Annotated in this window: 9 protein-coding genes; 4 read left to right on the top strand and 5 right to left on the bottom strand. The window is 44.6% G+C overall.

Annotation, left to right across the window (positions count from 1 at the left end):
* Positions 1–21: 21 nt before the first annotated feature.
* Positions 22–444: a phage integrase SAM-like domain-containing protein gene (locus DWX33_RS12690; protein WP_233570178.1), complete on the top strand. Its 423-nt coding sequence runs from the start codon at positions 22–24 to the stop codon at positions 442–444.
* Positions 445–538: 94 nt separating this feature from the next.
* Here the strand turns inward: DWX33_RS12690 and DWX33_RS12685 are convergent, their stop codons facing one another.
* The 4 genes from DWX33_RS12685 to DWX33_RS12665 all read right to left on the bottom strand — a co-directional run bounded on the left by DWX33_RS12685 (position 539) and on the right by DWX33_RS12665 (position 6,157).
* Entirely contained in the window at positions 539–1,564 is a 1,026-nt protein-coding gene (locus DWX33_RS12685; RefSeq protein WP_122380507.1) for a glycosyltransferase family 2 protein, read from the bottom strand.
* The gene (locus tag DWX33_RS12680; protein ID WP_122380506.1) at positions 1,561–2,451 is read right to left on the bottom strand and encodes a lysophospholipid acyltransferase family protein; all 891 of its coding nucleotides are present in this window, start codon (positions 2,449–2,451) and stop codon (positions 1,561–1,563) included. Before DWX33_RS12680 ends, DWX33_RS12685 begins: the two co-directional genes overlap by 4 nt.
* A 1-nt stretch (position 2,452) precedes the next feature.
* Positions 2,453–3,787: a tRNA (N(6)-L-threonylcarbamoyladenosine(37)-C(2))-methylthiotransferase MtaB gene (mtaB, locus tag DWX33_RS12675; protein ID WP_122380505.1), complete on the bottom strand. Its 1,335-nt coding sequence runs from the start codon at positions 3,785–3,787 to the stop codon at positions 2,453–2,455.
* A 654-nt stretch (positions 3,788–4,441) separates the two neighbouring features.
* Positions 4,442–6,157: a family 20 glycosylhydrolase gene (locus tag DWX33_RS12665; protein ID WP_122380504.1), complete on the bottom strand. Its 1,716-nt coding sequence runs from the start codon at positions 6,155–6,157 to the stop codon at positions 4,442–4,444.
* A 139-nt stretch (positions 6,158–6,296) separates the two neighbouring features.
* Here DWX33_RS12665 and DWX33_RS12660 point away from each other — a divergent pair, with 139 nt between their 5' ends.
* From DWX33_RS12660 to DWX33_RS12650, 3 genes are all read left to right on the top strand, one after another.
* Complete coding sequence (locus DWX33_RS12660; protein WP_233570177.1) at positions 6,297–7,904, top strand: AMP-binding protein; 1,608 nt, start codon at positions 6,297–6,299, stop codon at positions 7,902–7,904.
* Between the two features lie 165 nt (positions 7,905–8,069).
* Entirely contained in the window at positions 8,070–8,285 is a 216-nt protein-coding gene (locus DWX33_RS12655) for a hypothetical protein (RefSeq protein WP_005855187.1), read from the top strand.
* Positions 8,286–8,366: 81 nt separating this feature from the next.
* Positions 8,367–10,472, top strand: a complete 2,106-nt coding sequence (locus tag DWX33_RS12650; RefSeq protein WP_122380503.1) for an outer membrane beta-barrel family protein — start codon at positions 8,367–8,369, stop codon at positions 10,470–10,472.
* On the opposite strand, the gene DWX33_RS12645 is transcribed toward DWX33_RS12650, so the two are convergent.
* Positions 10,467–11,777 (bottom strand): NAD(P)/FAD-dependent oxidoreductase, encoded by a 1,311-nt coding sequence (locus DWX33_RS12645; RefSeq protein WP_005865574.1) that lies wholly within the window; start codon positions 11,775–11,777, stop codon positions 10,467–10,469. The two genes, DWX33_RS12650 and DWX33_RS12645, sit on opposite strands and share 6 nt — an antisense overlap.
* Positions 11,778–11,833: the final 56 nt, after the last annotated feature.

The following is an 11,833-nucleotide window of genomic DNA, read 5'->3' as shown; positions in this document are numbered from 1 at the left end:
TCTCCAAAAACTGAAACCGGAATGTTGGACTATTTGAGAAAAGAGATTGGGCTCCTTCATGATAGCGGTCAATTCAGTACTTCCCGTAATTATTTACGAACATTGAACAGCTTTTCCTCTTTTTTAGAGAATTGTGATATATCTTTCACCGCATTAGACTCCGATACGGCTTGCAAATATGAGAAATGGCTATGGGGAAGGAGAGTGAGTAAGAATAGTAGCTCATTTTATATGAGAATCTTGCGTGCCGCCTATAATAAAGCTGTACAAGAGCAACTTGTGGAGCAAGCTTTTCCTTTTCATGAGGTATATACCGGGATCGCCAAGACATCGAAACGTGCCGTTAGTGAAAAGACCATTTTGAAGTTGCAGAGACTTGACCTGTCTTATTTATCGGCATTGGCTCTCTCCCGGGATTTCTTTTTTTATCGGGTGGTTTTTTGATATCCATTTTACAGGGATTGATACTTAAAATCTTATATATTTTTTGAGAACCGGTCTTCTTTTCTCCTTGGGGGAAGTAAGAAGGCCGGTTTCTTTATCGTCTATCCTTTATCGCTTTGAATGTCCTCTTCCCTTTTAGATAAAATGCCAGAATTAAACTGTCCCGCATAAGTTCCGGGATGGTGCTCAGTGTTCTTTTCTCCAGATTCTCTTTACGCTTAGGCGTATATTCCGGTTTGAGTTGGTGATAGGCTTTCCGTGCCTCATAAACCGCTTTCGCGTTAGCGAAATGTCCTTCCATCAGGAACTTCGCGGCGGCGATATAGTCCAGCCAAAAGCGGACACGCATCACATGCCTTAAATCGTCTTCCTGCGAATTCTTGTAAAGCATCAATAAGCTGTTCCGGAAATTCAAGAAAGTCTTGCGGGGACTTTCCGCGTTCAAGGTGGCTCCACCGACGTGGTAAACGATGGATTGTGGGACGCATACCAACCGATATCCCCGTGAACGTAAACGCCAACACATATCGACTTCTTCTTGATGTGCGAAGAATCCGGCATCTAATCCCCCGACTTCCTTATACGTAGCCGTACGAACGAATAAGCAGGCTCCTGTCGCCCATAAGATATCGGCGGGAGTGTCGTATTGCCCCTCGTCCTTTTCCACGATATGCAAGATTCTCCCCCGACAAAATGGATAGCCGTATTTATCAATGTATCCTCCGGCCGCACCCGCGTACTCGAAGTATTCTTTATTTCGTTGAGCCCGTATTTTGGGTTGGACACAAGCGATTGACGGATCAGAGTCGAGAGTGGCAATCGGGGCATCTAACCAATTGGGAGTAACTTCTACGTCGCTGTTTAATAAAACGCAATATTCATGGTCGAGCCTTTTGAGCGCTTGATTATATCCTTCGGCAAATCCGTAGTTCCGGTCGAGGCAGATAATGCTGACCGTGGGGAATTTTGCTTTCAACATCTCGATCGAGTCATCGGTAGAACCGTTATCTGCTACGATAACCTCCGCCCATTCCGGAGAGTTGGATACGACGGAAGGAAGGAATTCCTCCATTAGCTTTCTTCCGTTCCAGTTTAAGATGACAATCGCTACTTTTTTCATCCTTGTTGCTCATGTTTATGTTTCCAACGTTTATGGGTCCATAGCCAGTAGGCCGGATCACGCAAGATCATTTTCTCTAAAAGTCGTGCGTATCGCTCGGTGATGTAATTTTCTGGAGTCTCTTTGGGATTCTCCGTAATCAGCTTCATGTCTACGGTGTAATATCCTCTTTTTACCTTTTGGGTATCGAGGAAGATTACAGGCAGGTTCAGTTTGCGTGCGATACGCTCCGGACCGGTTAATATGGCTGTATCTTGATGAAGGAACTCGGTCCAATAATGCAGGTTGGCCTTGCTGGGTGTCTGGTCCGCCAAGAAGATGACGACAGATTTGGTTTTGTCTTGTTTTAACTTGATGATATCCCGTATCGTATCGTTTTTCTTGATGCCGAAAGAACCGAACTGTGTCCTGAGATCGGCGAATAGCTTATCAAAGGCCTTGTTGTTTAACGGACGGTATATCTGATAGATGCGTGAGTCCTCAAAGCGAGTGGTCGAACCGGAAAACCATTCCCAGTTGCCATAATGCCCCATCGTGAGGATGAAGCAAGTATGGCCTTTCGCCATAAGTTGGTCAACCAATTCCGGGTTCCTCAGATAAGCACGCTGTTGTATCTCATCCAGAGAGATATGGGCTAGTTTAATCGTTTCTACGATATAATCGGCGAAATGATGATAGAACCGGCGTTCTAATTGGCGTAATTCCGCCTTGGACTTATCCGGGAAAGAGGCGGTTATATTACGGCGCACTACTTTTACCCGGTATCCGGCTATCTTATAGATAAGGACATATAGGATGTCTGATAACACGTATAAAGCCCGCATGGGGAGTAAGGCGTGTACTTTTACCCAGCTATAAAGAAAGGCATATTGTATTTTATCCCACATCTCAGTTGACGGTTGATGATTGATTGTTGACTATTAATGCGGTGCGATCCTCATTCCAGCCGCCTAGTACGACTTTGCGGGTCTCATTGACCAAAGCGGCATCATAAGGGATTTCTACCTTTATATAGTTCTCGGTGAAACCGTGCATCTTGCCGTCTTTCTTGGTGTGTTCGAATAAGACATTCGCTTCTTGTCCGATATGGGCCTCATAAAAGGCATGAAGTTTCTGGTCTGAGATATCCAAGAGTTGTTGACTGCGTGCGTGTTTGGTCTTTGGGTCTACTACATAATCGATCTTCAGCGCTTGGGTACCCGGGCGTTCCGAATAACTGAACACGTGCAGTTGGCTTATATCCAAGCTATCGATGAATTGGCGGGCCTCCTCGAAGTACTCGTCTGTCTCGCCACGGGTTCCAACGATTACGTCTACGCCAATGAAAGCATGCGGCATTATTTCCTTGATCTTTTCGATCTTATGACGGAAAAGAGCGGTGTCGTAACGGCGGCGCATTAATTGCAAGACAGCATCGCTGCCGCTTTGTAAAGGGATATGGAAATGAGGAGCGAAACGTTTGCTATGGGCCACGAAATCTATGGCCTCGTCGGTAATCAGATTCGGCTCGATGGAAGAGATACGATATCGTACGATTCCATCTACCTCATCCAAAGCCCGGATTAAGTTGATAAAGGTCTCGTCGGTACTTTTGCCGAAGTCCCCGATATTTACGCCTGTCAATACGATCTCCTTACCTCCTTTACGAGCGACTTCCTGCGCCTGTTCCACCATGCTGGCGATCGTCCCGTTCCGGCTTCTTCCACGGGCGAAAGGAATGGTACAATAGGAGCAATAATAATCGCATCCATCTTGTACTTTCAAGAAATGACGTGTACGGTCATCGGCCGAGCAAGAAGGGGAGAAGGAACGTATATCCTTGCTTTGTGAGGCGATAACAGTTCCTCCGTGTTCTTTCTTCTCCAGGTTCTCCAGATATTGAAGGATCTCTAATTTCTGTTCGGCGCCAAGAACCAAGTCCACGCCTTCTATATGGGAGACTTCCTCCGGCTTCAACTGTGCGTAGCAACCGGTCACCACGATAAAGGCACCGGGGTGTTGCTTGCTGATCCGACGGATCGCTTGCCGGCACTTCTTATCGGCCAGTTCCGTTACGGAGCAAGTATTCACCACGCATATATCCGCTTTTTCCCCGGGACGCACCTTGCGTACCCCTTGTTCGGCTAATAGCTTTCCAATGGTAGAGGTCTCCGCGAAATTTAGTTTGCAACCCAGCGTATAATAAGCGGCCTTTTTATTGTTAAATACGGTCTGATCTATCATTTTCGATTTAGTTAGAGTGCAAAGGTACTAATTAAGCCCGGATTAGTAAAGAGTTCGGATTGAGATGGACTTAAAAACTCTTTACTATTGCATAAATAGTTTTCCGGAAGCCTATCTATTCTTCTTTACTATTGGATATATTCTACAAACCACGTCGTGGTCTGTGCGATTCACGTCGTGGTCTGTATAAACCATGACGTGGTCTGTAAAAACCATGCCGTGAACTAAGGAATAGATACAGTCAAGCAACATTATTTATGAAGACTTGTTATCGAATAGTCCTTGCTGCGGCCTTGTTTTGTTTATTGTGCCGATAGAGGAAATACGGCAACTAGGGCTCCACTAAGATTAATACCGGATTGTTATCATTCTCGGGTTGCTCCCAATCGATTAGGTAACGGTTGTCGTTTGAGATGTATTTGGGAGTGAAATAGGCTTCTTCGGGAAGTTCAAATGAGTTTTCCGGGTATATGAGTTGCTAGGTCAATTGTTATACATTCCTCTGATTTCTCGCTTGTGCCGGTACAAGCGGTTAGTAATATCGCAAATATAATAAGCCATTTATTCATAAAAATATCTTTGTCCTAAAGTTAATAGGACAAAGATATTTAATTTATTTCGAAATATTCGTAATGTTATGAAAATTTTGTACTGTTATTTCCAATCCACTAAGGATGATTTAAAATAGTTCCAATCGGCCTTTTCCCATAAGGGGGCTTGCGCGCCAAGTCTTACTTTATATTCGTCCCAATGTGTGTTCTCTACTTTGGACCAACCTTTTTCGGCGACACCAGCCAAACGGGGCATTAACAGGAATTGCAGATCTCTGAAATTGGTGATCGTCTCGCACCAGATAGCGGCTTCTATACCCGCTACATCTTTTTGAGGATTCTCTACAGTGGGGTTGAAGGTCATCGGGTCCCAGTCGTACATTTCTTGGATCGTTTGTTTCTCATAGGCGGCCATGCCCAGACGTTCTTGCTCCGCGTTTTGGGTGGAGTCCGCACTTGGTTCCAGATATTTATGGTCCAGATAAACGTAACCGCTCGGCGAGAGAATCACTTTCGCTTTTTTGGATATACCAAGTCCCGGATCTTTTGGTGCCTCTTTCATGAATTCGGCGAATAAGGCCATGATCTCTTTATATTCGGCAGGTATATTATCTTTTTTCTTAGAAGAGTCCTCGCTTTTTTGCTTCAGATAAATCCAGTGCTGGATGACATCGCCTTCCGAGATATCCGCACGGGCGGTTTCTTGCCAGCCGACCATTTTCTTTCCATTCTTCAATACGATTTCCCGTGTCTTATTTATAAAACGGACGAACTTATCATGGGGTAAGCCGATCGCCTCGTCGCCTCCGATATGAATGTAGTTTCCGGGTGCTAAAGCGGCTAGCTCCGCGATAACATCCTCCGTAAATTGCATCGCTTTCGGATCGTCTACGTCGAGCGCATTGAAGGCCTGCCCCGGGATGTTAACCTTGGTCTTGAATTTAACCGCATTCTTGAAATCCGGATAGGCGGCGAATACGGCAGCTGTATGCCCCGGGATATCTACTTCCGGGATGATCGTGATGAAGCGTTCGTTCGCGTAATTCACGAGATCCTTGAATTCCTCTTGCGTATAATAGCCACCTTTTCTGCCGTTGTTGGGAAGTTGACCTCCTATTTCCGCTAGCTCGGGATATTTCTTGATCTCGATACGCCAACCTTGGTTATCGGAAAGATGCATATGCAGTACGTTCATCTTATATAAGGCGACCATATCGATCACTTGTTTCACTTCCTCGGGATCGAAGAAGCAACGAGATACATCGAAAGAAAGTCCGCGCCAAGCGAAACGAGGTGAGTCCTTCACTTCCAGTAGCGGTAGATAAATCTTCTCGCCTCCGGGTTGTAAATTACCACCCACGATTTGTTTCAAGGTAGTGATACCTCGATAGATACCTTCTAGGGTAGTGGCCTTGATGTAGATGTTTCTCTTTTGGATGGAGAGGGAGTAAGACTCATCTACGGGGACACTATCTTTCGGACTCAATCCATAAGCTTTTGGCAGGTCGGCGAACTCTTTCGGATCTGTCAACTCGAGGAAGATGATGCAATTCGATTCTTTGTCTGAGGCGGAAGCCAGCTTGATGCCGGATAGCTTTTTTATCTCGTTAGATAGCAACTCGCCCATACCCTTTAAGGATTCGTCCGCATAACCGATCTCAATGCCGGGATGAATCGTGAATGTGCCTTCGCCTACTGTCATTTGGGCCGGAGCGGGGATAATGCTTACGCTTCTTTCTCCAACATCTGGGGATGAACAGGCGATAAATGTCATAAAACTACAGAGGGTCAATGCCCATGCGAGAGTGATTCTTTTCATTCTTATTTTAAATTTATAGGTTATATCATGGCAAAAGTAAGGATTTGTTTTTACTTTTACGCGAATTTCATAAACGTGTGCTATGATCAAAGAGAATTTCATCAAGATTTACGAGGAGAGTTTCAAGTAAAACTGGGCCTTGCCGGCATTAACGGATTACGGGAAAGGTAAGACCTTTACTTTCGGTGATGTGGCGACGGAGATCGCGCGTATTCATCTTTTATTCCATGAGTGTCAAGTCCGTCGTGGAGACAAGATCGCGTTGATTGGTAAAGACAGTTCCCGTTGGTGCATTGTTTATATGGCGGTTGTTACTTATGGGGCGATTATCGTGCCTATTCTTCAGGACTTTAATCCGAATGATGTACATCATATTATTAACCACTCGGAATCTGTCTTTTTGTTTGTTAGCGACCGGATTTGGGATTCTTTGGAGGAAGATAAGATTGAGGAGGTTCGCGGCGTATTCTCTCTTTCCGATTATCGTTGCTTGCATCAACGGGATGGAGAGAATATTCAGAAGTTGATGAAATCGCTGGATGAGAAGATGACCGAGAAATATCCGGATGGCTTCACCCAAGAGGATATCAAATACGCTGAGCTGGATAATGACAAGGTGGTAGAGATCAACTATACATCGGGTACGACCGGATTTAGCAAAGGGGTTATGTTGACGGGGAATAATTTAGCCGGAAACGTGACGTATGCCCGGACACTGGATCTATTGTTCCGGGGTGAACGTGAGTTATGTTTCCTGCCTCTGGCCCATGCCTATAGTTGCGCTTTCAATTTATTGGTACCCATGGCATTCGGTGTGCATGTCTATTTATTAGGTAAGGTACCGTCTCCTAAAATCTTATTAAAGGCATTCGAGGAGGTGAAGCCGAACTTGATCTTGATGGTTCCCCTGATCTTGGAGAAGATCTATAAGAAGATGATCCTTCCTCAGTTGAATAAGCGAACCTTGAAGTTGGCCTTGAATATTCCCTTGTTGGATTCACGTATCTATGCCCAGATCCGTAAACATTTGGTGGATGCTTTGGGAGGACGTTTCCGTGAAGTGATCGTGGGGGGCGCCGCCATGAATCAAGAAGTAACGGATTTCTTGTATAAGATCAAATTCCCGTTCACGATCGGTTATGGTATGACGGAATGTGGCCCGTTGATCAGTTATGACCATAATAATGAGTATGTGCCCGGTTCTTGCGGACAGATCTTGAAAGGGATCATGAAAGTCCGTATCGATTCGGAAGACCCTTATAATAAGGTAGGCGAGATTCAAGTATCGGGCGAGAACGTAATGAAAGGCTATTATAAGAATGATGAGGCAACCCAAAATGTCTTCACGGAAGATGGCTGGCTAAGGACTGGTGATTTGGGTACGATCGATCATGACAACCGTATTTTTATACGTGGACGTAGCAAGACGATGATCTTGGGCGCTAGCGGACAAAATATTTATCCGGAAGAGATTGAATCCAAATTGAACAATTTGCCATTCGTGATGGAGAGTTTGGTCGTGGAGAAAAACGGGAAATTGATCGGGATGGTGTATCCGGATTACGATACGGTGGATAGTACGGGTATCTCGCATACGGATCTTCCAGTTATCATGGAACAAAATAGGATAGAGTTGAACAAGCTCCTGGCTCCTTACGAAACGATCTCGGAGATACAATTGTATCCGACAGAATTCGAGAAAACACCGAAGAAAAGCATTAAGCGTTACCTGTACAGTAATTATTGATAAATAAATAGAAAGCAAACGCAGCTAATATTCAGCATATTGTAAAAGCGGTAGAAAATAATTCAAAAAAAAACGTCTTATGTTGTACAACATATATGATTAATACATACATTTGCATCGTTTTACAACAACAAGATATTATAGACCGTTTAAATTAAGAACAAAATGAAAAAGTTAGTTGCATTTGCTGCTGTTATCGCAGCTGTATCATTCGCATCTTGTGGCAACAAATCTGCTGAATCTACCGAATCTGTTGCTGAAACAGAAGAGGCTACTGTAGTTGAGGAAGCTCCTGTAGTAGAAGAGGATGCTGCTGCTACTGATTCTGTAGCTGTCGAGGTTACTGACTCTGTTGCCGTAGAAGCTGCTCCTGCTGAATAATAATCAGTAAACGAGTTTTGAGGACAGTCTGTATGCGTTGAACATACAGACTTTTTTTGTTTATAAACCATAGATAATGATATGAGACAAATTTTACTTCTTCCATTGGCCGCTCTATTGGCTATGCCGGTATTCTCGCAGACTCCTGCCGATACGACGCTTACGATCCGGAATATAGAGATTCAGGGTACCCGTTTCGCCGGGTTGAGCGAGAGGGGCGGGATGAAAATCTTGCGGGTAGATAATAACTTGAGTAGCGTTACCAATACGGCGGCGGATGCTTTTCGCCAATTGCCTTCTGTCATAACCGATATGGAAGGAGCCGTTACATACAGGGGCTCCGGTAATGTCGGGATGCTTGTCGATGGAGTTCCTTACGGTTTGCTGGAAGAATATAGCGGTGACGTGCTGATCCAACTTCCCGCCCTGTTCTTTAACCAGATCTCATTAGGGGCATTTCCTCCGATTAATGCGGTGCCGGATGGTGATGTGGGCATACTCAATCTGGTGCCTCGTATGTATGGAACGGGAGATTCCCCTCTATATGTTACGCTTGGGGCGGGATGGAATGAGCGATATAACGCGGGAGCGGTATTGAATTTGCATCCCGGAAAATTCCATATCAACGCAAAATACAATTATAGGAGGGAATACCGGGAACGATCTTTCAGCAAATCGACCGCGACCGCTAAAAACCGGACGGAGATGAATAATAATGCCACGGCTCGTCCGGACGTACATGTGGCGGATATGAAAGTAGACTATGATCTTTCCGCGAAAGACCGGATCACCGTGCATGGCCTGTATCATTTGATGGATTATAGCCGGTATGGACGCATTAACAACCGGGTATTCAACCCGAAAGGGGAGCAAATGAAGTACGTGATCCGTAACCGATATAACGACCAGCGCCAGGAAGCTTATGCCGCCGAAGCGTATTGGAACCATGAGATTTCGGAGAATCAAGGTTTTTATACCGTATTCAACTATAATAATTTCTCGTATGATGAGGATAATGATTTCAAGAATGAGAATCCTCAAAACGGGAATATCGTCTTGGAGGATAACCAATCTATCGACCATACGAAACATAATTATTTCTGGGGATTTGGATATGGGCAGGAGATCGATGGTTGGGATTTCAAGCTTGGTTATATAGGTCGTGCGCGAAACGAGGATTATCTGACGGCTGCTTTTGATAAGGTGGACGGTAGTTTTGAGTTAAGTCCGGCGAAATCGTATAATTACGATTTCAACCGTTATCTGAATTTGATCTATGCGGACGTGGTTAAGAATTGGGGCGCTTTTAACGCGGAGATAGGGATACAGGCGGAATTTAGTCATTTTAAGATGAATGAGTTTAGCCCTTCTTGGATCAACGACCCTTATTGGCAGGGGATAAAAGGCAAAGAGAACAAGAGTTCTCGTTTTCATTTGTATCCTCGTGCCCGTTTTACTTATGAGGTGAATAAGAGCAATCGTTTAAGCTTGAGTTATCAGCAACGGGTGATTCGTCCGAATGGCAGCTATTTGTGCTCTTTCTTGAATAACAGTGATCCTACCCATATCATACAGGGGAATCCGGGCTTGAAGGATGAGTTTATCCATAACGTAGAGCTAGGATATCAGTTTTCGGCTCCCCGTTTTCGTTTGACTCCGGCTATTTATTACCGGAATCGTACGAATCGTATCATGGAGGTCGCTAGCCAAGTAAATGACGAGACGGTTTGGAAGAAAGAGAATATCGGACATAGCCAAGCAGTCGGAGCCGATTTGTCCGGTAGCTGGAATCCGGTACGTATCTTGACGGTCGGTTTCTCCGGGGATATCTATCGGGACGAGATCGATGGGCGTACGATAGGCTATGGCGAGAAGAAATCCTTGGTTTGCTGGGATGTTAAGGGGAATGTAAACGTAAGTATTACGCCAACTACGGATTTTCAGGTAGACGGCTTCTACGTTTCCGACCAGCTTACGCCTCAAGGTAAGATCAAAGGCCGTTATAGCGTAAATGCCGGTCTCTCTCAATATTTCCTCAATCGTAAATTATGCGCGAACTTAAGTATCAACAATATATTCGATAGTTTAGAAGAAACAACGATTATTGATGCCCCGAACTTAGAAATGACGCAAAAGCGCAATCGTGATGCCCGGGTAGCTTGGCTTACGTTGACTTATCGTTTATAAAGTAGGTTCCGTGCCCTGTGTTCCATCTTGTTTGTGCTTTTGGATGAACAAGATGAAACGCATGGAACGGTCGTACGTGAAATAATTCCAGATCCAGTCGATCAGTACAATTAGCTTATTCTTGATTCCTAAGATGGAACGTAAATGTACGAGCATCCAAACCAACCATGCCGTAAATCCGTGTAATTTCACCTTATTTAAATCGGCAACCGCTTTATTCCTGCCGACAGTAGCTAAAGTTCCCAAATTCTTATAATGGAAAGGTCTCGGTTTTTTTAGAGCCTCGATCCGTTGTAGATTTTCGGCTAATAACTCACCTTGCTGAATCGCTACCTGAGCGACTTGCGGATGTCCGTTCGGGTAATCCGGTTCTGCCATCCAGCAGACATCTCCTATGGCGAATATATTGGATAAGCCTTTTACTTGATTACATTCATTGACGATAATCCGTTCCCCCCGGGTCAAGAGTTCTCCTTCGATATGATCGAAATGCACCGCTTTCACACCACTTACCCAAAGTAAGGTTCTAGTGGGTATGGTTTGTCCGTCATCTAAGAAAACGTTCCCATCCTTATAGTCCACGACACGCTTCTGAAGAATGATGTTAACGCCCATATCCTCAAGGAAGCGTTTAGCGTTGGAGGAGGCTTCCGGAGACATGGCCCCTAGTAATTTAGGGGACCCTTCTATCAGATAGATATTCATATGAAAGTTTCCTAGATCCGGATAGTCTTTCGGCAAAACAAACCGTTTCATCTCGGATAAAGCGCCGGATACTTCTACACCTGTAGCCCCTCCACCTACAACAACTATATTTAGCAAAGCTTGCTTCTCGTCCGGGTCCGTACAAGTAGTCGCTTTCTCTAAATTAATTAATAAGGTGTCTCGTAAAGCTAACGCCTCTTCTACCGTTTTCATGGGTAGAGACTGTTCCTCGATCGTTTTGTTTCCAAAGAAGTTGGTGATAGTTCCAGCGGCGATTACAAGATAATCATATTCCAATTCGCCGATGGAGGTTTGAATGGTATGCCCTTTCGGATTGACGCCATATACCTCTGCCAACCGGAAGTAAAAGTTCTTTCTCTTCTGGAATATCTTTCGATATGGAAAGGATATTTCATTATATTCTAAGCCGGAGGACGCTACTTGATAAAGCAAGGGAGGAAACTGGTGATAGTTGTTCTTGTCGATTAAGACTACTTGAAACTTGCTCTTTTTCAATTTCTCAGCTAGTTTTAACCCTCCAAATCCGCCCCCGATAATTACGACCCGCTTTTTGTCTGTGTAAGGAATGTTGAAGCCCATGATCTAAACGCTTTTCCTATATAAACATAGAAAGAAGCGAATTGGTTCTTCCTTTA

The organism is Parabacteroides sp. AF19-14 (assembly GCF_003635485.1).
In the GTDB taxonomy this organism is placed as follows: Bacteria; Bacteroidota; Bacteroidia; order Bacteroidales; family Tannerellaceae; genus Parabacteroides; species Parabacteroides distasonis.
The sequence above is the reverse complement of the archived record's forward strand: the minus strand, read 5'-3'. Positions and strand labels throughout refer to the sequence as shown.

Coding starts and splice junctions, on each gene's coding strand:
- DWX33_RS12690 (WP_233570178.1), top strand. CDS start 22: ATGTTGGACTATTTGAGAAAAGAGATTGGGCTCCTTCATGATAGCGGT.
- DWX33_RS12685 (WP_122380507.1), bottom strand. CDS start 1,564: ATGAAAAAAGTAGCGATTGTCATCTTAAACTGGAACGGAAGAAAGCTA.
- DWX33_RS12680 (WP_122380506.1), bottom strand. CDS start 2,451: ATGTGGGATAAAATACAATATGCCTTTCTTTATAGCTGGGTAAAAGTA.
- mtaB (WP_122380505.1), bottom strand. CDS start 3,787: ATGATAGATCAGACCGTATTTAACAATAAAAAGGCCGCTTATTATACG.
- DWX33_RS12665 (WP_122380504.1), bottom strand. CDS start 6,157: ATGAAAAGAATCACTCTCGCATGGGCATTGACCCTCTGTAGTTTTATG.
- DWX33_RS12655 (WP_005855187.1), top strand. CDS start 8,070: ATGAAAAAGTTAGTTGCATTTGCTGCTGTTATCGCAGCTGTATCATTC.
- DWX33_RS12650 (WP_122380503.1), top strand. CDS start 8,367: ATGAGACAAATTTTACTTCTTCCATTGGCCGCTCTATTGGCTATGCCG.
- DWX33_RS12645 (WP_005865574.1), bottom strand. CDS start 11,777: ATGGGCTTCAACATTCCTTACACAGACAAAAAGCGGGTCGTAATTATC.